Raw genomic sequence first — 21,028 nt, forward strand, 5'->3', positions numbered from 1 at the left:
GTGGCGGCGGAGTCTTGCGGGGGGTCGGCGGCCCCGGTGACCATCGCGTGAGGGAAACTGTCCGTAGGCCGGGGACGTTGTCTGGGCGTCGGATCAAGCGGAGTGAGAGCATCGAGGGTCTGTCCTGCCCCACGGGCGGGTCTGTTTCGTGCGAGGGGAATCGCCCGTGAGTTTTTTTGCAAGGTTGTTCGGCAAGGGCCGCCAGGATCACGGCGGTGGCGCGCGGCGCCGGTCCTTCCGGCAGCACGAGCCGGGCGCGGGCCCCGACGACGAGGGCGCAGGGCGGCCGTTGTTCCGTGACGAGGTCTCTGCCCCCGGCGGTGGCCATGCGGGTGGTCAGGGAGGGGTTTCTGTTGACCCCGCAGCGTCGGGCCGCATAGGTTCCGGGGCACCATCAACCTCGAGTACAGGTGGAGGATCTGCCGTGCCGGTGTGTAGCAGGTGCGGGACCCAGGTCGCCGAGGCGAGCCGGTTCTGTTCCAACTGCGGGGCACCGCTGCGCGGCGGGGTCCCGGCGGGCGAGGGTTCCTCCGAGACGACGTCGACCATCTCGATCTCCGGCCTGGAGGCTTACGAGGCGGAGGCGACCGGTCAGCAGTCACCGCCGCTGTCCCCCGAGGCACAGGCCGCCGTCGACGCTCTTCCGCTGGGCTCCGCGCTGATGGTGGTGCGCCGCGGCCCCAACTCCGGCAGCCGCTTCCTCCTGGACGGCGACCTGACGACCGCGGGCCGTCACCCCGAGAGCGACATCTTCCTGGACGACGTGACCGTCTCGCGGCGCCATGTGGAGTTCCGGCGCGGTCCGGACGGCGTCTTCACCGTCTCCGACGTCGGCAGCCTCAACGGCACGTACGTCAACCGGGAGCGCATCGAGGCCGGCGTCCCGCTGGCGAACGGCGACGAGGTCCAGATCGGCAAGTTCCGACTGGTCTTCTTCGCCAGCAAGCGAGCCGTCTGACCTCCGGGGAGGTCGATGGAGGGGCATACCGTCCGCCGGTGCCGACGGTGGTGCCGCCGGGGCGGGCAGCGGGTCGTTGAGCATCGGAGGCGTGCTGCACGTGCTCCGTGAGGAGTTTCCTGGAGTGACGGCCTCCAAGATCCGTTTCCTCGATCGAGACAGAAAACCTGATCGAGCCCGCGCGGTCCCCCTCGGGCTACCGCAGGTTCACTGCGGCCGACGTCGAGCGGCTCGCCTGCGTCCTGCGGACGCAGCGCGACCACTACGTCCCGCTGAAGGTGATCAGAGAGCATCTCGAAGCTGTGGCCCGCGGTGAGCGACCGCATCCGCTGGCGACGGCCGCGGTAACGGAGGCGGAGCTGGCCGAGTGGGGGTCGCAGGGCCTCCTCGCCCTGCATGACGGTGGCCCGCATGGTCTCGGACCTCGGCGGCTACGGAATCCCACCGCGGCAGCTGCGCTCCGTGCAGGCCGCCGCCGATCACGAGGCCGGAATGCTGGGGAGGGCGCTGGTCCCGCTCAGACGGCACCGCGATTCCGGTACGGATTCGCGTCCGGGTTCCCGTACCGACATCGGTACCGACGCCGCGACCGCACCGGACGCGGACCCACGGCCCCGCGACCAGCGGCCCTCTGCGCCCAGCTGCACGCGGCGTTCCTGCAGGCGGCGCTCGGCTGCCGCTCGAAAAGCGGTCTGAGGGCGGGGTGCTGCCCGAGTGAGTAGGTTCATACGGCGGCTCGGGGCGCGGGTCCCGACTACCCAAACAGGCGGGGCACGGCCTAGGGTTGCTGTGTGAACGAGCTCGACGTTGTGGGTGTCCGGGTCGAAATGCCCTCCAACCAACCGATCGTGCTGCTGCGTGAAGTGGGTGGCGACCGGTACCTCCCCATCTGGATCGGCCCCGGGGAGGCGACCGCGATCGCCTTCGCGCAGCAGGGCATGACGCCTGCTCGCCCGCTCACCCATGATCTTTTCAAGGACGTCCTGGAGGCGGTGGGGCAGGAGCTCACTGCTGTCCGCATCACCGACCTCCGCGAGGGCGTGTTCTACGCCGAGCTGGTCTTCGCCAGCGGGGTCGAGGTCAGCGCGCGCCCGTCGGACGCCATAGCGCTGGCACTGCGCACCGGTACGCCGATCTACGGCAGCGAGGGTGTGCTCGACGACGCGGGGATCGCGATCCCGGACGAGCAGGAGGACGAGGTGGAGAAGTTCCGCGAGTTCCTCGACCAGATCTCGCCCGAGGACTTCGGCACGAGCAGCCAGTGATCCGGCCGCTCCGGCACTCCCCGTACGTCCCCTCCCGAACGCGAAGCGCCACGTCTTCCCCGCTTGTGGTTACGGCAAACCACACCTTGGGGCATCATCACCCGGCGTGCCGAGTGCGGCGATCGTTGACGCACCACCGGTGACTGCCTACCTTCGGTGAGGCAGGTTCCGGGGTATGCCCCGGGATGTGGAGGACGGAGGTCGGCGTGAGAAGTACCGGCGACGGTATGGCAGCGGACCAATCCCCACCCCCAGGTGCCCCGGCAGAGCCGCAGCAGGGGGAGAGTTCCGCCGGGGAATCGCCCGACCTGATCGGATACCGCGGCCCCACCGCCTGCTCAGCCGCCGGCATCACCTACCGCCAGCTCGACTACTGGGCGCGCACGGGGCTCGTGGAGCCCAGCATCCGGCCCGCCTACGGGTCGGGCAGTCAGCGGCTCTACAGCTTCCGCGACATCGTCGTCCTCAAGATCGTCAAGCGGCTGCTGGACACCGGAGTCTCGCTCCAGAACATCCGCACCGCCGTCCAGCATCTGCGCTCCCGGGGCCGCACCGACCTCGCACAGATGACGCTGATGAGCGACGGCGCCACCGTGTACGAGTGCTCGTCGCCCGACGAGGTCGTCGACCTGCTGCAAGCCGGGCAGGGCGTGTTCGGGATCGCGGTGGGCGTGGTGTGGAAGGACGTCGAGGGGGCGCTGGCACAGCTGCACGGCGAGCACGTCGACACCGGTGAGACCATCGTCGGCGATCACCCCGGGGACGAGCTGGCACGGCGCCGCAACCGCGCCGGCTGAGACTGTCAGTCCCATGCGGCAGCATCGACGAGCGTGAGAAGCGCTCCGACGATCCTTCATCTGGACATGGACGCCTTCTACGCCGCGGTCGAGCAGGCGTCCAAGCCCAGCCTCCGGGGCAAGCCCGTCGTCGTGGGCGGTCTCGGCCCCCGCGGAGTCGTCGCGACGGCGTCGTACGAGGCGCGGATCTTCGGTGTCCACTCCGCCATGCCCATGGCCCAGGCCCGGCGGCTGTGCCCCAACGCCGCCTACCTCGTGCCGCGCTTCAGCCTCTACCGCGAGGTCAGCGACGCCGTGATGGAGATCCTCGGCGCCATGTCGCCGCTGGTGGAGCCGCTCAGCCTCGACGAGGCGTTCGTGGACCTGGAGGCGGGCGACGAGCTCACGGCGGGCACGGACTCGGCCGCCGTACGGGTCGTCGGCGATCGTCTGCGGAAGAAGATCAGCGAGAGCACGGGCCTCAACGGCTCGGTGGGCCTGGCCGGTTCGAAGATGCTCGCCAAGATCGCCTCGGAGGAGGCCAAGCCGGACGGGCTCGTCGTCATCGAACCCGGTACGGAGCGGGAGCTGCTGGCTCCGATGCCGGTACGGACGCTGCCCGGGGTGGGCCCTGCCACCGCGGAGGTGCTGCGCCGGGCCGGGATCACCACGGTCGGGGACACGGCAGAGGCCGGCGAGGCGGAGCTGCTGAGGCTCCTGGGCAAGGCCCACGGGACCTCGCTGTACGCGATGGCGAACGGCTGGGACGACAGGCCGGTGATCGCGGAGCGCGACGCGAAGTCCGTGTCGGTCGAGGACACCTTCGACGTCGATCTCACCGACCGGGCGCTCGTCCAGGCCCAGGTCGCACGGCTCGCGGACCGCTGTACGGAGCGGCTGCGCGCTGCGGGCAGATCCGGCCGCACGGTGGTGATCAAGGTGCGGAGTTACGACTTCTCCACCCTGACGCGCTCGGAGACCCTCCGCGGCCCCACCGACGACTCGGGTGTGGTGCGCGAGGCCGCGGCCAGGCTGATCGACACCGTGGACACCACGGCGGGCGTGCGGCTGCTCGGCGTCGGCGTGAGCGGCCTGGCGGACTTCACACAGGAGGATCTGTTCGCACAGGCACATGCACAGGCGACGGCGAGCACCGGTGAGTCCACGGAAACGGGGGCCGAGGCCCCGGAGCGGCCACGGCAGGGACCGGCGGCGGTAGCGGAGACGGCGGAGCTGCCGGGCGGCGGCCGGCGCTGGGTCCCCGGACGGGACGTGCGGCACACGGAACACGGCCACGGCTGGGTGCAGGGCAGCGGCCTGGGACGGGTCACCGTGCGGTTCGAGGACCCGGGATCGCGGCCCGGGCGCGTACGTACGTTCTCGGTCGACGATCCCGCTCTGGAGCCGGCAGAGCCGCCGCCGCTCGCCGCGATGTCGCGGCACGGCCGTGCGGATCCGCCGGACCCGGCAGGGGAAGCGACGGAAGAACCGTCTCAGCTCTCGGTTCCCGCTATCCGTCCGAAGTCCCTGTCGGCAGGGGGCGACGAGGGGGACGAGGGCGATGCGGCCGAGCCCGGAGACTTCGCAGAGGGGGAGGCCGAGGGGCCCCCGGCCTCCGGTGAAGGCGGCACGTCCAGCCCGTAGTGGAGGTAGAGCTGAAGCTCCTGGCGCGGAGAGAGATGCCTGCCCACGCCCAGGACCGGTGTGCTGCGCACCAGAGCCCGCTCGAACGGGACGCGGAGGACGCCGCCGACCAGCTCGCTCGGTTCCAGCGGTACGAGGGCCTCGCGCCGGAAGAGCCCCGTGCGCACGGCCGCCCACTCGGGCTCGCCGGTCGCGTCGTCGAGGTAGACCTCGCCGATGGTCCCGATCTTGCAGCCGCTGCTGTCGAGCGCTCTGCGCCCGATAAGGCTCCGTGGATCGATGTCGTTCTGCACGGTCCCTCCAAGTCGTCCTGACCGGGGCACCGGGTGCGTCGCGCGACGAGGCCGGCCCTGGGTCTGGTGGTCTGACGAACCCCTCCCTCGGCCTTGCCGTACTGCCGCGCAACGGCGAGCTGCGGGGGCGCCGAGGACGCCGAGAGCCGGTCGTACAAGCCGTATTACCACCCAAAGGCACATTTCAGCGGTTGGCCACCCGAGTGCACCTCGGGGCCCCTGTGACAGGAACCGCTGGTAGGCTCGGAACCGGCTGTGGACCCCGAGCGGGAGAGTCCTCCGGCGTCAGCCGGGGGCGCCGAAGGAGCAACTCCTCCCCGGAATCTCTCAGGCTCACGTACCGCGCGGGTGAGGTCACTCTGGAAAGCAGGGCGGGCCGAGCAGTGCCTGGGCTCCTCCTCACCGACGGTGAAAGCCGGGCCGCCGCTCAGCCGGGGCGGGCCGGTGAAACTCTCAGGTCGCGATGACAGAGGGGGAGGGCGTCCGGGCACCAGCGCCGTGGTGTCCCCGAAGGTCACAGTGACCAGGAGGCCCCCGCAGATGACTGCCAACCGCATCCCTCTCGCCGATCTGGAACGCGGAACCCCCTTCGAATCGCGGCACATCGGCCCCGACGCCGGTGCTCAGGCCAAGATGCTCGCCCAAGTGGGGTACGGATCCCTCGACGAGCTCACCGCGGCCGCCGTCCCCGAAGTGATCAAGAGCAACGAGGCCCTGAACCTGCCGCCCGCCCGCACCGAGGCCGAGGTCATCGCCGAGCTGCGCGAGTTCGCCTCCCGGAACCGGGTGCTCCCGTCCATGATCGGCCTCGGCTACTACGGGACGTTCACGCCGTCCGTCGTCCTGCGGAACGTCATGGAGAACCCGGCCTGGTACACCGCGTACACGCCCTACCAGCCGGAGATCTCGCAGGGACGGCTGGAGGCCCTGCTCAACTTCCAGACCATGGTGGCCGATCTGACGGGTCTCCCGACCTCCGGTGCCTCGCTCCTGGACGAGCCCACGGCCGCGGCCGAGGCCATGGCGCTCTCCCGGCGCGTGGGCAAGGTCAAGCAGGGGGTCTTCCTCGTCGACGCCGACTGCCTGCCGCAGACCGTCGCCGTGATCCGTACGCGCGCCGAGCCGACCGGCGTCGAGGTCGTGGTCGCGGACCTGACCGACGGCATCCCCGCGGAGGTGGCCGAACGCGGCGTCTTCGGGATGCTGCTCCAGTACCCGGGAGCGTCCGGCGCCGTGCGGGACCACCGCGCGGTCATCGACCAGGCGCACGAGCTCGGCGCCGTCGTGACGGTCGCCGCGGATCTGCTGGCCCTCACGCTGCTCAGCTCGCCCGGCTCCCTCGGCGCCGACATCGCCGTGGGGTCGAGCCAGCGCTTCGGTGTGCCCATGGGCTTCGGCGGGCCGCACGCCGGCTACATGTCGGTGCGCGACAAGTACGCCCGCAGCCTGCCCGGCCGCCTCGTCGGAGTGTCCAAGGACGCCGACGGCGACCAGGCCTACCGCCTCGCCCTTCAGACCCGCGAGCAGCACATCCGCCGCGAGAAGGCGACCAGCAACATCTGCACCGCACAGGTGCTGCTCGCGGTGATGTCCGGGATGTACGCCGTGTACCACGGGCCCGAGGGCCTGGCCCGCATCGCCCGCCGTACCCACCGCTACGCGACGCTGCTCGCCGAGGGGCTGCGCGGAGGCGGCGTGGAGATCGTCCACGGCAGCTACTTCGACACCGTCACGGCCAGGGTCCCGGGGCGTGCGGCCGAGATCGTCGCCCGCGCCCGCGAGGCGGGCGTGAACCTGCGCGAGACGGACGCCGACCACGTCGGGATGGCCTGCGACGAGACCACGGGCCGGGCCCAGCTGAAGGCTGTCTGGGCCGCCTTCGGCGTGGAGGCGGACGCCGGGGAGCTGGACGACCGCGCCGTGGACGGCGAGCTCCCGGACGCACTGCCCGAGGCGCTGCTGCGTACCGACGACTACCTGACCCACCCCGTCTTCCACGAGCACCGCTCCGAGACGGCCATGCTGCGCTACCTGCGCAGGCTGGCGGACCGGGACTACGCGCTCGACCGGGGCATGATCCCGCTCGGGTCGTGCACGATGAAGCTCAACGCGACCGCCGAGATGGAGGCCGTCACCTGGCCGGAGTTCGCGTCGCTGCACCCCTTCGCGCCGGGCGACCAGGCCGAGGGCTACCTGGCGCTGATCCGGCAGCTGGAGGAGCAGCTCGCGGAGATCACCGGATACGACCAGGTGTCGTTGCAGCCCAACGCGGGCTCCCAGGGCGAGCTGGCGGGCCTGCTGGCGGTGCGCGCCTACCACCGCTCGCGCGGGGACGACCAGCGCACCGTGTGCCTGATCCCGTCCTCGGCGCACGGCACGAACGCCGCCAGCGCCGTGATGGCCGGGATGCGGGTCGTGGTGATCAAGACCAGCGAGGACGGCGACGTCGACACCGCCGACCTGCGCGCGAAGATCGAGCAGTACGGCGACGAACTGTCCGTGCTGATGGTCACCTACCCCTCCACGCACGGCGTCTTCGAGGAGCACATCACCGACATCTGCGCGGCCGTGCACGACGCCGGCGGGCAGGTCTACGTGGACGGGGCGAACCTCAACGCCCTGATGGGGCTCGCCCGTCCCGGCAAGTTCGGCGCCGACGTCTCACACCTCAACCTGCACAAGACCTTCTGCATCCCGCACGGCGGCGGCGGACCGGGCGTCGGCCCGATCGGCGTGCGCGAGCACCTCGCACCGCATCTGCCCAACCACCCCCTGCAGCCCGCCGCGGGCCCGTCGACCGGCATCGGCCCGGTCTCCGGTTCGCCCTGGGGCTCGGCCGGAATCCTGCCGATCTCGTGGGCGTACGTCCGGCTGATGGGAGCCGAAGGGCTGCGCAGGGCCACGCAGGTGGCCGTGCTCGGCGCCAACTACATCGCCAAGCGCCTGGAGCCGCACTACCCGGTGCTCTACACGGGTCCGCGCGGACTCGTCGCGCACGAGTGCATCATCGACGTACGGCCGCTGACGAAGCAGACCGGCGTGAGCATCGACGACGTGGCCAAGCGGCTGATCGACTACGGCTTCCACGCGCCGACCATGTCGTTCCCCGTGCCGGGGACGCTCATGACGGAGCCCACCGAGAGCGAGGACCTGGCGGAACTCGACCGGTTCTGCGAGGCGATGATCGAGATCCGCGGTGAGATCGACAAGGTCGGCTCGGGGGAGTGGCCCGCCGAGGACAACCCGCTGCGCAACGCACCCCACACGGCGGGGCAGTTGAGCCGGGCCTGGGACCATCCGTACGGACGTGAGGAGGCGGCCTTCCCGGCTGGGGTCGGTTCCGCGGACAAGTACTGGCCGCCGGTGCGGCGGATCGACGGCGCCTACGGCGACCGCAATCTCGTGTGCTCCTGCCCGCCCGTCGAGGAGTACGACGGCTGACGGCGTTCTCGGAGCTACGCGGGCAATACCGCGTACGTCAGGGCCGGTTCGGTGGAAACACCGGGCCGGCCCTGGCCATTCGCCGCTGCGGATTCAGGCAGCGGTGGCGATGTTACGGCTGTCGAGAGGACGGTGCGGATCGATGATCTTGCCGTCCGGAAGCAGTTCGCCCGTGTCCTCGAAGAGCAGAACACCATTGCACAGCAGGCTCCAGCCCTGCTCCGGGAAGTGGGCCACAGGATGGGCGGCCTCCCGGTCGGCGGACTCGGCTGTCGGGCACGGTGGCTGGTGCTGGCACATTGTCGCTGTCGTCTTCCGTTGTGTTGTGTCGTCCGTGCTGCGGCTCGTGACGGTCTTCATGGCCGCCCCCCGTTCTGATGCGTGTCCCAGTGTTCCCAAGCGGAGTGGATTCCGCAGGGATTTCGTGTCACCGGTACTCAACCAGGACAGACGCTTCACCCGCGCGGGTGGTTGCCGTCAACTACGCAGGCTTTACGGGCGATTTGCCGTATTCATACACGGGGAAGCGGGGGCGCACACGCCCCAGGGGCACCCCCGCTTGATGCGCCTGCCCCGCGGAGGTTCACGCCCCGCTGCTGAGCAGGGGAGTCGCCGGGACGGAACGGCTGGTGAGCAGCGGCAGCAGGGCACCGGCCCGATGCGGCACATGGGCCGCGATGCCGGGCGGCGCGGGAGCGAGCGGGATCAGCACGTCGGAGCGCTGCGGAGTGCCCTCGCCCACGTCCGCGGCGGTGTTCGCGTGCAGCCACAGCGTGAGCATGTAGAGCCCGGGCACGGACAGCAGCCGCGGCTGATGGAGGCCGGGCACCGACTCGGCCTGCCGCAGGGCGCGTTGGGACGAGGCGACGTACGGGCCGCCGCAGAAGTACGCGAACGCCCAGCCGTCGGCGGTGAGCAGGGTCTCCGCGGCGCCGACGGCGTCCGACCCGGCGGCTGCTCCCGCTTCCCTCAGCAGGAAGCGCCAGCCCGCCAGTCGCGTCTTCCACCCCGCCCCGGAGGAACCGGAACCGGTCAATTCGTGGACGGGCAGCGGAAGTTCGATCTCCAGTGAGCGCCCCGCGGCGTCGGCGGCATCCGTGGCGGACGGCTTGCCGCCCCGGTGCACTGCGGCGGGGGAGCGGAGTGCCGCGAGAACGCTGCGTGATGCGGGAGCCGGGGCGGAAAGGACATGCAGCGGCATGATGGGTCGCCACCTCTCAAGCTGGAGACTCGTGGTGCTCGGCATGGCGCGGACGGCAGTGTCGGCGTGAGAATGCGAAAGAAGGGCCGCGAAGCAGCGGCGGAGGCGTCGACTGCGGGCACCGGCCGACCGGTGATACCGCGTCTCAGCCTGGACCGGAGTTTATACGAAGCGTGTTACATCCCCATTTCGACTAACACGTCGTGCTTTCTCACGCGAGACGTTATCCGGTCAGTATTGCGCGGTACTTGACCGCATGTGCGGGACCGTCCGGTCCCGCTGCCTGGAGAAACAGCTCTGCCGTGGTCGGCCGGATCCCGTCTGCGTTTCCCACAAGGATTGTGCGGATGGGATTGGACCGCTGCGTCATGCCAGAGGAACGTGCGCCCCGGGCAGGTGAGCGGTGACCGGCAGCCGGGTACGGGGATGCTGCTGAGGCGTTATCCGCCGGCCGTACGGGCATCATCGCTGACACCACGCGGCCGTATCGAGGAGGGACAACCCCGATGGGTGAGAAGGTCGTCTCCGACGGGTTCGACCTGTCCGCTCGGCATCGGTACAGGCGGAAACTGAAGGAGTGCCTCGAAGCGTTCGGAGTGCTCCTGGACGAGGGGCGGTTCGAGCGCCCGCGGAATCTCATGGGTCTGGAGATCGAGCTGAATCTCGCGGACGCCGACGGAATGCCGCGCATGATGAACGCCGAGGTGCTGCGCCGTATCGGCAGCAAGGACTTCCAGACGGAACTCGGGCAGTTCAATCTCGAGGTGAACATCGTGCCGCACCGCCTGGCAGGGCGGGTGTTCGACCAGCTCGCCGAGGAGCTGCGCACCGGGCTCGGTTACGCGGACCGCCAGGCCATGGAGGAGGGCGCGGGCATCGTGATGATCGGCATCCTGCCGACGCTCACGGACGAGGACCTCGTCTCCTCCAACCTCACCGACGTGGACCGCTACACCCTGCTCAACGACCAGATCATGGCCTCGCGCGGCGAGGAGGTCGTCCTCGACATCGAAGGGGTCGAGCGGCTGACGCGTACGTCCGCCTCGATCGCGCCCGAGGCCGCGTGCACGTCGGTGCAGCTGCATCTCCAGGTGACGCCGGAACGTTTCGCTGATGTGTGGAACGCCTCGCAGGCGGTCTCCGCGGTGCAGGTCGCGATGGGCGCCAACTCGCCCTTCCTCTTCGGCCGCGAGCTGTGGCGGGAGTCGCGCATCCCGCTCTTCCTCCAGGCCACCGACACCCGGCCGGCCGAGCTGAGCGCCCAGGGCGTCCGGCCGCGCACCTGGTTCGGCGAGCGGTGGATCGGCTCCGTGTACGACCTCTTCGAGGAGAACCTGCGCTACTTCCCCTCCCTGCTGCCCATCTGCGACGACGAGGACCCGCACCGCGTACTCGGCGACGGCGGCATCCCGGCGCTGCCCGAACTCGTCCTGCACAACGGCACCGTCTACCGCTGGAACAGACCCGTGTACGCCGTCACCGGCGGTGTGCCGCATCTGCGCGTGGAGAACAGGGTGCTGCCCGCGGGCCCCACCGTTGCGGACGTACTCGCCAACACCGCGCTCTACTACGGGCTGGTGCGCAGCCTCGCCGACGAGCCGCGCCCCGTCTGGTCACGGCTGCCGTTCGCGGCGGCGTCCGCGAACTTCGACGCGGCCTGCCGGCACGGCATCGAGGCAGAGCTGACGTGGCCGCGGGCCGGGCGCACCGGCGGGCTGGCGACGGTGCCCGCGGCGCGGCTCGTCCAGGAGGAACTGCTGCCCATGGCGGCCGCCGGGCTGGAGGCGTGGGGAGTGGAGAAGGGCGACCGCGAGCGCTGTCTGGGCATCATCGAGGAGCGCTGCCGGCGCCGCGTCAACGGGGCCTCGTGGCAGGCCGCCGCCTACCACCGCGCCGTCGACTCCGGCCTCGACCGGGAGAAGGCGCTCGCGGCGGTCACGCGGCGCTACTGCGAACTCGCGCGCACGGGCGAGCCGGTGCACACCTGGCCGCCCGGCGCGTAGCCGGTCCGGCGACGCCGCCGCCCCGCTCCCCGGCCGCCGGGTCGCCCCCCTGGTTTCCGGCGACGCCCCACCCCGCTTCGCGCGGCGCCGTGCCGTCCGGCAAGCTATGGACGTCCCCGGCTGACGCGGACCGGTGAACTGGAGGCATGTGTGCAGTCGCAAGCGAGCGACCCCGCTCGGTCCCCGGCGTCCGGGGAGACGCTGCCTGCGCCCGCACTCCGGCACGAGACGCTGCTGGTGCTCGCGCTGTCGCTCGGGGCGAGTGCCGTATCGGCCCTGATCAGCTTCGTGGGTTCGCTGACCGCCTCCGGAGTCCTCGCCGACCAGGCGGCACGGCTCAACACCTCACGCGCTCCGGACCGGCCGTGGCTCGACCTGGCCTGGCAGCTCTTCGGGATCGCCACGGCACTGGTTCCGGTGGCGCTGGTCGCACATCTGCTCATGCGCGAAGGCACCGGCGGTCTGCGCTCCCTCGGGTTCGACCGGAGAAAGCCCGGGTTCGACCTGGGGTGGGGAGCGCTGCTGGCGGCTGCCATCGGCGGCAGCGGGCTCGCGCTGTACCTGGCGGCGATCCAGGCGGGCTTCAATCTGACGGTCGTCCCGGAGTCGCTGCCCCATGTGTGGTGGCGGATCCCCGTACTGATCGCCTCCGCCGTGCAGAACGCCGTGGTGGAAGAGGTGATCGTCGTCGGCTACCTGCTGCGCAGGCTCGGGCAGCTGCGGTTCTCACCGTGGGCGGCGCTCGGGGTCAGCTCGGTGCTGCGCGGCTCGTACCACCTGTACCAGGGCGTCGGCGGTCTGCTCGGAAACATGGCGATGGGCGCCGTCTTCGTCGTGCTGTACCGCCGGTGGGGACGGGTCGGGCCGCTCGTGGTGGCTCACGCGCTGATCGACATCGTGGCCTTCACCGGCTACGCGCTCTTCGCCGGCAAGGTGGGCTGGCTTCCCACGCAGTGACACGGCGGGGCCGCCCCGCTCTCACCATTCGACGCACAGCTGCGCGTCGAGCACCGTGACCGCCTCGCCCGTCAGTTCCGTGCGCTCTCCGCGCAGCGTCGTACGCACCAGGCCCGTGCGCGCGGAGCACTGGAGGCCCGTCAGCGAGTCCCGGCCGAGCCGTGCGTACCACAGCGGCGCCAGCGCGGTGTGGGCGCTGCCGGTGACCGGGTCCTCGGGGATGCCGACCGAGGGAGCGAACATCCGCGAGACGAAGTCGTAGTCCTGACTGTCGCTGCCGTCGTCCTCGCCGCCGCCGTCCGCGAGCGCGGTGACGATGACGCCCCGGTGCGGCAGCCGGCCCACCGCCGCCCCGTCGGGGGCGAGGGCGCGCAGCGTCCCTTCGTCCGGCACCTCGACGAGAAGGTCGCCGAGAGGGCCCGTGTCGTGCACGGAGACCGGTTCCGCGCCGAGCGCCGCGGCGAGCCCTTCGGGGGGCGCCACCGGCGTGAGCGGAGCCGTCGGAAAGTCCAGGGTGATCGCGCCGCCGGGAGCGGTGGCCGCGGTGAGCACGCCGCTGCGGGTGCGGAAGCGGACCGTCCCGCCACCGAGGCCGTCGCTGTGCAGCACGTGGGCCGTAGCCAGCGTGGCGTGGCCGCACAGGTCGACCTCCGCGGTGGGCGTGAACCAGCGCAGTGCCCAGTCGGCGTCCTCGTCGCCGGGGAGCGGGTGTGCGAAGGCGGTCTCCGAGAGGTTCATCTCGTTGGCGACCTGCTGGAGGCGCCGGTCCGCCGGGAAGGCGGACTCCTCCAGCAGCACGACGGCAGCCGGATTGCCGCAGTAGGGACGGTCGGTGAAGGCGTCGACTGTACGGATCCTCATGCGCCGGGAGGCTAGACGACGCGGCGCCGGGAGGACGACGGCCAATGCGGCGCAGGTGGACCGGTACCGGTGGACGCGGACCGTACGCGGCGCCGGCCGGTCTCTCAGATCCGGAGACCGGTGGGCATTGCCATACGAGCATCGCCGATATATCGTTGACCCATCACGACAAGTCAATGGGCTGTCGAAGACAGCTCACCGAAAGGATGACGCAATGCGTAAGGAAGAAGAACGATTCGGTGGCCGCGGGCGCGGTCACGGCCCGGGACACCGCGGGCCTTCCGGGTTCGGTCCGTCCGAGCGGCGGGCCTTCGGGGCCTTCGGCCCTCCCTTCGGCGACGGTCCGCCCTTCGGGCCCAGGGGCCGGGGCCGCGGAGGACCGCGTGGGCGGGCCCGCCGCGGTGACGTACGGGCGTCGATCCTGGCGCTCCTGAAGGACCGCCCGATGCACGGCTACGAGATGATCCAGGAGATCGCCGAGCGCAGCGGCGGGGCGTGGAAGCCCAGCCCCGGCTCCGTCTACCCGACGCTCCAGCTGCTGGAGGACGAGGGTCTGATCAGCAGCGCCAGTGAGGGCGGGAAGAACCTCTTCTCCCTCACCGACGCCGGCCGCGAGGAGGCCGACGCGGGCCCGGAGGCCCCGTGGGAGGACGCTGGGCGCGGCATCGACTGGGATGCGATGAACGAGGTCCGCAAGGCCGGCGGCGGTCTGGTCAGCGCGTTCCAGCAGGTCTGGGCGAACGGCACTCAGGAGCAGCGGAACAAGGCCGTCGAGGTCGTCAACGACGCCCGCAAGAAGCTGTACTTGATCCTCGCCGAGGACGAGTGACCGTCCGGGCACGGGTGCTCCGTGCCCGGTGGGACTCCGGCCGCTGCCGTCCCGAGGGGCCTACCCGGGCAGCAGCGGCCGGACGTCGATCTGGCCGGCGCCGCACACCTCGCCCATCTTCCACGCCGCGGACTTCGCGGTGCGCTGGTCCGGGGGTATCACGCGCAGCGCCGCCGGGCCGGGGCACTTGCCGTCCGCCGGATCGTCCTTGCCCGGTACGACGGTCCAGTGCAGCCGGGCCGACGCGCGTCCGCCGGGGGAGAGGGTGATCGGCTCCGAGGGCGTGGAGTGATCCCGTACGGCGTCGGTGGGGATCTTCTCGCCGTCCTCGCCGGTCAGCTGGAGGCCCGGCCAGCCTTGCGTACGGCAGGCCGCGGACGAGGAGTTGGTGAGGACGAGGTCCGCGTAGCGGTTGCCGGCGGCGGGCTGCCCCGGGCGCAGCGAGACCGAGAGCGCCTTCGTCGTGCACCAGCGGGTTCGGCTCGCCGCGTCGCCGGAGCCGGGCCGGCCTCCGCCGTCGTCCTCGGCACCTTGCGCCTCCGGTCCCTTCGGGCCGGCGTCGCCGGGCGCGGAGGGACGGGGTGACGAGGTGGAGCCGGAGTCCGTGCCGTCCACGGACGCGGGCGAGTTGGAAGAGGACCCGGAGCCCGCGGTGCATCCGCTGACGGTCACAGCGGCACCGAGAGCGAGAGCGGCGAGAACGGAGCGTGCATGGTGAACGGCCATGGAAATCTCCAAGTGCTGCCGTATGGGGGGCTGTTGAAGAACAAGACGCGACGTTCCGGGCATTCGGTTCCCGGACGCCCTCCGTGGGTTCCCCGATACGGCCTCATCCTCAGGGAGGAGGGCCGGTCCGGCACCCACGCTCCTGCCGGGGTACGACATATGCCCCGCAGCGCGGATGTGAGCCGGGTTGTGCGTGTGATGTGGTGGTGATGTGGACATCAGTACGCCCCCCAGGCCCGCCAGCGCAACGGCAGGCGCGGTGATCGAGGACCGGCTGAGCGAGCAGCTCGCCGCCGTCGCCGCGACCGCGCGCCGGCGGGCCTCGCGCGGGGGCGACCGCGAGGTGGACACGGCGCATCTCCTGCACAGCCTTCTCGAATCGGACCCCGTCGTACGGGCGTTCCTCGGCGGAGGCGGTGCGCAGACCGCGAAGCTGCTCGGCTATCTCGCCCAGCGCTCCATCGGCTACGGGCTGCGCTGGCGCCACGCGGTCGAGAAGGCCGCCGGTCCGCGTGCGGGGAAGGTGAACACCGGCCTGCTGCCCGGCTGGTCGCCCGCCGCCGCGGGGGCGTTGGAGGTGGCGCTGGAGCGTGCCGCCGTGCGGGGCGCCGTGCGCGCGGAGGGTGTCGACCTCTTCGCCGGGCTGGCCGCCGACGAGGGGTGCCGCGCGGCCGAGGTGCTGCGTATCGCCGGAGTCGACGTGCGGGGGCTCGCACTCGGACTCGACGTCGGAGCCGCCGTGTTGCTGTCCGAGGCTCCCCGGGGTGTCAGGGGTCTGGCATGTGACACTCCTGTCGAGGGTTGACATGATGGGCGCATGCACGACGCTCCACAGCCGGCCGCGTCCACCGGCGGCCGCAGTCTCGGCCTCACGCTCGCCCTCATCTCCGCCTTCGCGTTCGGTGGTTCGGGACCGGCCGCGAAACCACTCATCGAGGCCGGTCTCGAACCGCTCCATGTGACGTGGCTGCGGGTGGCGGGCGCCGCCTGCGTCATGCTTCCGCTCGCCTGGCGCTACCGGTGGCTGGTGCGTGAACGCCCCGTACTCCTGGCGGGGTTCGGGCTGCTGGCCGTCGCCGGAGTCCAGGCGTGCTATTTCGCGGCGCTCTCCCGCATCCCGGTCGGCGTCGCGCTGCTCATCGAATACCTCGCGCCGGCGATGGTTCTGGGGTGGGTGCGCTTCGTGCAGCGGCGGCCGGTGAGCCGCGCCGCGGGGGTGGGAGTCGTCCTCGCGGTGGGCGGACTGGCCTGCGTCGTGCAGGTGTGGTCGGGGCTCACGCTCGATCTCGCGGGGCTGCTGCTGGCGCTGGGCGCGGCCTGCTGCCAGGTGGGCTACTTCGTGCTGTCGGACCACGGCAGCGACGGTGCGGACGGACGCCGCCCCACGGATCCGCTGGGCGTCATCGCGTACGGACTGCTGACCGGCGCCCTCGTGCTGACCGTGATCGCCAGGCCCTGGGAGATGGAGTGGCGCGTCCTGGCCGGGGAGGCGTCCATGGACGGCAGGACGCTTCCCGCCGTCGTGCTGCTCGGCTGGATCGTGCTGGTGGCGACGGTCGCCGCGTATCTCACCGGGGTCGTCTCGGTGCGCAGGCTCTCCCCGCAGGTCGCGGGCGTCGTGGCATGCCTCGAAGCCGTGATCGCGACGGTGCTCGCCTGGGTGCTCCTCGGCGAACACCTCGCCGCCGTACAGCTCGTGGGCGGCGCGGTCGTGCTGCTGGGCGCGCTCATCGCGCAGAGTTCGGCCCCGAAGGGGCAGCAGGACGAGCCGGTGGCGTCGGGCGGAGCGGCCGGCGGCGCGGCCCGCCCGGCGACCTTCCGGGCGGCGCCCGCGCCCGACGAGCCCGGGGCCGGAGCCTGAACTCGCCCCGGATCAACGCCCCTTGAGATATCCGGGCAGTGCCGTGCCGGGAGCCAGGTCCTCGGAGGGCACCGGTGTCCCGTATGTGCGGCTGACCGGGACGACGCCGCTCCAGTGCGGGAGCGCGAGGTCCTCTGGGTCGTCGACGGGGCCGCCCTCGCGCACCTTCGCGGAGACCTCCGCGAGGTCGAGGCGGAGGACGGCGGTGGCGGCCCGCTCCTTGGCGTCCGCGCGGCGCGAGTCGGCGGCCCGGCCGGGGACCACGCCGTCGACCAGCGCGTCCAGAGCGGCTGCGAGCTCCTCGCCCTCCGGGACCCGGTGCGCCGTCCCGTGAACCAGCACGGAGCGGTAGTTGAGCGAGTGGTGGAAGGCGGAGCGCGCCAGCACGAGCCCCTCGACGCGGGTGACCGTGACGCAGACGGGCAGGCCCTGCGGGCCGTCCGCCTCCCGCAGCGGGCGCGAACCGGTGGAGCCGTGCAGATAGATGCGCTCGCCCCTGCGCACGTACAGCGTCGGGAGTACCACGGGTGCGCCGTCGCGCACGAAGCCGAGGTGGCAGACGTACTCCTCGTCGAGGATCGAGTGCACCAACTCGCGGTCGTACGAGGCGCGTTCGCGGTGGCGGGTCGGGACGCTGCGCTCCGTGCGGACGTACGCGTCCGAGGAGGGGCCGGGGGACGGGACGGTGCGGGCCAAGGAACTCTCCCTTGCGCTGATTTTTGAACTAGTGCATAATCTCCTTTGTGCTAGGAGAATATCGGATCGAAGGGCGGCGCGCAGCCGAGATCGCGGCGAGCGTGGAGCGCGGCGTGCACAGCGGCGGCCTCGGGCACGGTCAACTGCTCCCGCCCCTGCGGGAGTTGGCGAACGAGCTGGGGGTCAACGCGAACACCGTCGCGGCCGCCTACCGCAGCCTGCGCGACCGCGGGGTCATCGAGACGGCGGGCCGCCGCGGCAGCCGCGTACGGGGGCGGCCCGCCGGGACCTCGCGGGAGGCCATCCGTCCCGACGTGCCCGCGGGATGCGTGGACATCTCCACCGGCAACCCCGACACCGCCCTGCTGCCCGGGCTGCACGACGCGCTCGCGTCGGCTGCCGCCAACGCCGCCCGGCGCAGCGCGCTCTACGGAGACCCCGCGGTGAGCGAGGAGTTCGCGCGGGCGGCACGTGGCCGGCTCGACGACGACGGTGTCCCCGAAGGGCCGGTCGCGGTGACCTCCGGGGCGCTCGACGCCATCGACCGCGTGCTCTCGGCACAGCTGCGCCCCGGCGACGCGGTCGCCGTCGAGGACCCGGGATGGGGCAGCCTGCTCGATCTGATCCCCGCGCTCGGGCTGAAGACGCTGCCCGTGGCCGTCGACGACGAGGGCCCGCTGCCCGGAGAGACCGCCCGCGCCCTCGGCGCGGGGGCCCGCGCCCTGATCGTCACCGCCCGGGCCCAGAATCCCACGGGCGCCGCGGTGAGCGCCGAGCGTGCCGGCCTGCTGCGCGACGTGCTCGCCGCACATCCCCGCACCCTCCTCATCGAGGACGACCACGGCCACGGCATCGTCGACCAGGCGCTCAACACCCTTGCGGGGCCCACGGATCGCTGGGCTGTCGTGCGGTCCACCGCGAAGGCGTACGGGCCGGATCTGCGGCTCGCCGTCGTCACCGGCGACGCCCTCACCCTCGACCGGGTCCGCGACCGCCAGCTCCTCGGCCCCGGCTGGGTCAGCCACCTGCTTCAGGACGCCGTGCTGCATCTGTGGGAGACGCGGGCCGTCGACGTGGCCGCGGTGGCGCGCTCGTACGGGAGGCGGCGGGACGCACTCGTACGGGCGCTCGCGGCACGCGGCGTCGAGGCGCACGGGCGCAGCGGCATGAACGTATGGGTCCCCGTGCCCGACGAGACGGGCGTCGTCGCACGCCTCCTGCACGCGGGCTGGGCCGTCGCGCCGGGGGCCCGCTTCCGGATGGCGTCGCCGCCCGGAGTGCGGCTGACCGTCTCCCCGCTGACAGCCGACAGCACCGAGGAGGTCGCCGACGCGGTCGCCGCCGCCCTCCGCCCCGCCGCCGCCCGGCGCTACGACTGAGGGGTACGGAGCCGGGAACGGAACTTCCCGCGCCCGAGGCGCCGTTCGGGCTTCTCCGCCCCGCCCGCGGGGCGCGTCCGGCGCGCCGGAGCCAGCTGCGTGAGGGCGGCGCCGAGCAGCACGATCAGCGCTCCCACCGGAGTGTTCCAGGTGAGGGGCTCGCCGAGCACGATCACGCCTGCCGCCGTCGCGATGACGGGGATGAAGTACGTGACCATCTGCCCCGTCGTCGGGCCGACTTCGGCCACGATTCCGTACTGGATCAGGAAGGCGAGCCCCGTGCCGAGCGCGCCCAGCGCCAGCACCGCCAGCAGCGGCACGACCGGGAAACGGGCCGGCAGCGACGTGAACAGCCCCGTCAGCAGGAGCAGTTGAGCGGAGCCGAGCAGCAACTGCCCGCCCGACATGGACAGTGCCGAGTGCGGGCTGCCGGCGACGTTGCGCCGTACGTACAGCCAGCCGACGGAGTAGCTGGCGGCGGCACCCAGCGCCATGGCCGTACCGGCGGGGTCCTGTCCGGAGAAGCCGCGCCACGCGCCCAGCACGATCAGCACACCGCCGAATCCGACCACCAGGCCCGCGACTCTGCGCCGCGTGGGGCGGTCCTCGGAGAGGGCGGCGAGCGAGAGAAGCATGCCGAAGAGGGGACTGGTGGCGTTGCAGATGCCCGCGAGGCCGGAGGAGATGGTGAGTTCGGCGTACGCGAAGAGCGAGTACGGAAGCGTGTTGAGGAAGAACGCGGAGACGGACAGATGGGCCCAGATCCGTACGCAGCCGGGCAGCCGCTCGCGCTTCACCGCGAGGGCGGCGGCGAGCACCGCCGCGCCGAACACCATGCGCCCCAGGGCGACTTGGAGCGGGGCGAAGGCCTCGGTGCCGACCTTGATGAACAGGAAGCTGAAGCCCCATACGAGCGCCAGCGCGGCGAAGCGCACGCGCCAGTCGAGCCGGTGCGAAGGCGTCGCGGGAGGTGCCGTATCCGGCGGTCCGCCCGCCGGTCCGCGCGGTGGGCCGGCCGGTTGCGGTGCTGAGGGCGGGGGAGCCGTCGGGTGCGGCGCACCGCCCGACGGACGCGGCGAGGTGGTCATGCGCCCCACGGTCCCGTCCCGCATGATTTAGCACAAGCGAGAATCAGTAGACGTGAAGACGTAGCATCGCTTACATGTTCAATCTGGAGCGGTTGCGCGTGCTGCACGAGATCTCCGTGCACGGCACGGTGGGCGGTGCGGCCGGGGCCCTGTACGTCACCACGTCGGCGATCTCCCAGCAGATGGCGAAGCTGGAGCGGGAGACGGGGGAGCAACTGCTGTTCCGGAGCGGCCGGGGGATCCGCCTGACCGACGCGGGGCGCCTGCTGGCGGACCACGCGGGCAAGGTCCTCTCCCTGCTGGAGGTCGCGCAGGCGGACCTGGAGGCGCACCGCGGCCGGGCGGCCGGTGAACTGATGCTGAGCGCGTTCCCCACGGCCGCGCGCGGTCTCTTCCCCGCCGCCCTGGCGCAGTTGAGGCGCGAGCATCCCCAACTGCGGCCGCGGCTCACGGAGTCGGAGGCCGAGGTGGCGCTGCCGCGGCTGGTGCGCGGCACCACGGATCTGGCGCTCGTCCTGGACTGGCACAACAGAGAGCTGTCGCTGCCCGCCGGGCTGAGCAGGGCGCCGCTGCTGGAGGACCCCATCGATCTCGCGCTGCCCTCCGGCCATCCGCTCGCCGGCCGGCGAAGGGTGGAGCTGACGGAGGTCGCGGACGAGGAGTGGATCTCCTGGCCCGAGGGGGAGTTCTGCCACGACTGGCTGATGCGGACGCTGCGCGGCGAGGGCATCGAGCCGCGCCTGTCGCACGAGGCGGCGGAGCACCACACCCAACTGGCCCTGGTGGCGGCCGGGATGGGCGTCGCGGTCACCCCGCGCCTCGGGCGCGGGCCCGTGCCGCAGGGTGTGGCGCTCGTGCCCGTACACCACACCCTGCGGCGACGTATCCACGCGGTCTGGCGGACGGACGCCGACCGCAGGCCCTCGATCCGGGCGGCCGTGGCCGCCCTGGAGAAGGCCGCACGCGAGATCACGCCGTAGCCGGGCCGTCGGGCGACCGGCCGTAACGCGGTCCCGTGGGCCGTGTCGCGACAGCGGCCCTCGCGCCGGA

17 protein-coding genes, 3 pseudogenes and 1 riboswitch are annotated in these 21,028 nt (G+C 71.9%); of the genes and pseudogenes, 13 read left to right on the top strand and 7 right to left on the bottom strand.

Translation table 11 applies throughout. The annotated features are described in order from the left end of the window. Positions 1-57: 57 nt before the first annotated feature. The 5 genes and pseudogenes from QQM67_RS30635 to QQM67_RS11575 all read left to right on the top strand — a co-directional run. A pseudogene (locus tag QQM67_RS30635) lies at positions 58-958 on the top strand (FHA domain-containing protein). 25 nt (positions 959-983) lie between these two features. Further along, positions 984-1,680 (top strand): annotated as a pseudogene (locus tag QQM67_RS11560) (MerR family transcriptional regulator). A 69-nt stretch (positions 1,681-1,749) separates the two neighbouring features. Beyond that, entirely contained in the window at positions 1,750-2,223 is a 474-nt protein-coding gene (locus tag QQM67_RS11565) for a bifunctional nuclease family protein (protein WP_028437364.1), read from the top strand. A 185-nt stretch (positions 2,224-2,408) separates the two neighbouring features. Next, positions 2,409-3,020 (top strand): MerR family transcriptional regulator, encoded by a 612-nt coding sequence (locus QQM67_RS11570; RefSeq protein ID WP_399066239.1) that lies wholly within the window; start codon positions 2,409-2,411, stop codon positions 3,018-3,020. Between the two features lie 33 nt (positions 3,021-3,053). Continuing rightward, positions 3,054-4,556 (top strand): annotated as a pseudogene (locus tag QQM67_RS11575) (DNA polymerase IV); the annotation flags it as partial. On the opposite strand, the gene QQM67_RS11580 reads toward QQM67_RS11575, so the two are convergent. Continuing rightward, entirely contained in the window at positions 4,493-4,936 is a 444-nt protein-coding gene (locus tag QQM67_RS11580; protein WP_314173608.1) for a PRC-barrel domain-containing protein, read from the bottom strand. The pseudogene QQM67_RS11575 and the gene QQM67_RS11580 overlap by 64 nt on opposite strands. 257 nt (positions 4,937-5,193) lie before the next feature. Further along, a riboswitch (glycine riboswitch) is annotated at positions 5,194-5,289 on the top strand. A 187-nt stretch (positions 5,290-5,476) separates the two neighbouring features. Between QQM67_RS11580 and gcvP the strand changes: the two genes are divergently transcribed. Next, complete coding sequence (gcvP, locus tag QQM67_RS11585; RefSeq protein WP_314173609.1) at positions 5,477-8,377, top strand: aminomethyl-transferring glycine dehydrogenase; 2,901 nt, start codon at positions 5,477-5,479, stop codon at positions 8,375-8,377. Between the two features lie 93 nt (positions 8,378-8,470). On the opposite strand, the gene QQM67_RS11590 is transcribed toward gcvP, so the two are convergent. Next, entirely contained in the window at positions 8,471-8,677 is a 207-nt protein-coding gene (locus QQM67_RS11590; RefSeq protein WP_028437360.1) for a DUF5999 family protein, read from the bottom strand. Between the two features lie 283 nt (positions 8,678-8,960). Beyond that, positions 8,961-9,578 (bottom strand): hypothetical protein, encoded by a 618-nt coding sequence (locus QQM67_RS11595; RefSeq protein WP_314173610.1) that lies wholly within the window; start codon positions 9,576-9,578, stop codon positions 8,961-8,963. Between the two features lie 506 nt (positions 9,579-10,084). On the opposite strand from QQM67_RS11595, the gene QQM67_RS11600 reads away from it, so the two are divergent. Together QQM67_RS11600 and QQM67_RS11605 are read left to right on the top strand one after the other, a co-directional pair. Then, positions 10,085-11,581, top strand: coding sequence for a glutamate--cysteine ligase (locus QQM67_RS11600; RefSeq protein WP_314173611.1), 1,497 nt, complete (start codon positions 10,085-10,087; stop codon positions 11,579-11,581). A 201-nt stretch (positions 11,582-11,782) separates the two neighbouring features. Beyond that, on the top strand, positions 11,783-12,538 hold the full coding sequence (locus QQM67_RS11605; protein ID WP_314173781.1) for a CPBP family intramembrane glutamic endopeptidase: 756 nt from the start codon (positions 11,783-11,785) through the stop codon (positions 12,536-12,538). Positions 12,539-12,559: 21 nt separating this feature from the next. Here the strand turns inward: QQM67_RS11605 and QQM67_RS11610 are convergent, their stop codons facing one another. Then, positions 12,560-13,399 (bottom strand): PhzF family phenazine biosynthesis protein, encoded by an 840-nt coding sequence (locus tag QQM67_RS11610; protein ID WP_314173612.1) that lies wholly within the window; start codon positions 13,397-13,399, stop codon positions 12,560-12,562. 214 nt (positions 13,400-13,613) lie between these two features. On the opposite strand from QQM67_RS11610, the gene QQM67_RS11615 reads away from it, so the two are divergent. Then, entirely contained in the window at positions 13,614-14,228 is a 615-nt protein-coding gene (locus tag QQM67_RS11615) for a PadR family transcriptional regulator (protein WP_314173613.1), read from the top strand. Between the two features lie 60 nt (positions 14,229-14,288). Here QQM67_RS11615 and QQM67_RS11620 read toward each other — a convergent pair whose 3' ends face one another. Further along, complete coding sequence (locus QQM67_RS11620) at positions 14,289-14,954, bottom strand: DUF4232 domain-containing protein (RefSeq protein ID WP_314173614.1); 666 nt, start codon at positions 14,952-14,954, stop codon at positions 14,289-14,291. A gap of 211 nt (positions 14,955-15,165) precedes the next feature. Here QQM67_RS11620 and QQM67_RS11625 point away from each other — a divergent pair, with 211 nt between their 5' ends. Both QQM67_RS11625 and QQM67_RS11630 read left to right on the top strand, forming a co-directional pair. Beyond that, complete coding sequence (locus tag QQM67_RS11625) at positions 15,166-15,759, top strand: peptidase (RefSeq protein ID WP_399066247.1); 594 nt, start codon at positions 15,166-15,168, stop codon at positions 15,757-15,759. A 12-nt stretch (positions 15,760-15,771) separates the two neighbouring features. After that, positions 15,772-16,815, top strand: a complete 1,044-nt coding sequence (locus QQM67_RS11630) for an EamA family transporter (RefSeq protein ID WP_314173615.1) — start codon at positions 15,772-15,774, stop codon at positions 16,813-16,815. Positions 16,816-16,827: 12 nt separating this feature from the next. Here the strand turns inward: QQM67_RS11630 and QQM67_RS11635 are convergent, their stop codons facing one another. Next, entirely contained in the window at positions 16,828-17,511 is a 684-nt protein-coding gene (locus QQM67_RS11635) for a pyridoxamine 5'-phosphate oxidase family protein (protein WP_314173616.1), read from the bottom strand. A gap of 47 nt (positions 17,512-17,558) precedes the next feature. Here QQM67_RS11635 and QQM67_RS11640 point away from each other — a divergent pair, with 47 nt between their 5' ends. Then, positions 17,559-18,890: an aminotransferase class I/II-fold pyridoxal phosphate-dependent enzyme gene (locus QQM67_RS11640; RefSeq protein ID WP_314173617.1), complete on the top strand. Its 1,332-nt coding sequence runs from the start codon at positions 17,559-17,561 to the stop codon at positions 18,888-18,890. Here the strand turns inward: QQM67_RS11640 and QQM67_RS11645 are convergent. Then, positions 18,881-19,978: a DMT family transporter gene (locus QQM67_RS11645; protein WP_314173618.1), complete on the bottom strand. Its 1,098-nt coding sequence runs from the start codon at positions 19,976-19,978 to the stop codon at positions 18,881-18,883. The genes QQM67_RS11640 and QQM67_RS11645 overlap by 10 nt on opposite strands. 74 nt (positions 19,979-20,052) lie before the next feature. Between QQM67_RS11645 and QQM67_RS11650 the strand changes: the two genes are divergently transcribed. Next, on the top strand, positions 20,053-20,958 hold the full coding sequence (locus QQM67_RS11650; RefSeq protein WP_314173619.1) for a LysR family transcriptional regulator: 906 nt from the start codon (positions 20,053-20,055) through the stop codon (positions 20,956-20,958). The last annotated feature ends 70 nt before the right edge of the window (positions 20,959-21,028 follow it).

This window comes from Streptomyces winkii, from assembly GCF_032248595.1.
GTDB classification, from domain to species: Bacteria; Actinomycetota; Actinomycetes; order Streptomycetales; family Streptomycetaceae; genus Streptomyces; species Streptomyces winkii.

Coding starts and splice junctions, on each gene's coding strand:
- QQM67_RS11570 (WP_399066239.1), top strand. CDS start 2,409: ATGTGGAGGACGGAGGTCGGCGTGAGAAGTACCGGCGACGGTATGGCA.
- gcvP (WP_314173609.1), top strand. CDS start 5,477: ATGACTGCCAACCGCATCCCTCTCGCCGATCTGGAACGCGGAACCCCC.
- QQM67_RS11590 (WP_028437360.1), bottom strand. CDS start 8,677: ATGTGCCAGCACCAGCCACCGTGCCCGACAGCCGAGTCCGCCGACCGG.
- QQM67_RS11595 (WP_314173610.1), bottom strand. CDS start 9,578: ATGCCGCTGCATGTCCTTTCCGCCCCGGCTCCCGCATCACGCAGCGTT.
- QQM67_RS11600 (WP_314173611.1), top strand. CDS start 10,085: ATGGGTGAGAAGGTCGTCTCCGACGGGTTCGACCTGTCCGCTCGGCAT.
- QQM67_RS11610 (WP_314173612.1), bottom strand. CDS start 13,399: ATGAGGATCCGTACAGTCGACGCCTTCACCGACCGTCCCTACTGCGGC.
- QQM67_RS11615 (WP_314173613.1), top strand. CDS start 13,614: ATGCGTAAGGAAGAAGAACGATTCGGTGGCCGCGGGCGCGGTCACGGC.
- QQM67_RS11620 (WP_314173614.1), bottom strand. CDS start 14,954: ATGGCCGTTCACCATGCACGCTCCGTTCTCGCCGCTCTCGCTCTCGGT.
- QQM67_RS11630 (WP_314173615.1), top strand. CDS start 15,772: ATGCACGACGCTCCACAGCCGGCCGCGTCCACCGGCGGCCGCAGTCTC.
- QQM67_RS11645 (WP_314173618.1), bottom strand. CDS start 19,978: ATGACCACCTCGCCGCGTCCGTCGGGCGGTGCGCCGCACCCGACGGCT.
- QQM67_RS11650 (WP_314173619.1), top strand. CDS start 20,053: ATGTTCAATCTGGAGCGGTTGCGCGTGCTGCACGAGATCTCCGTGCAC.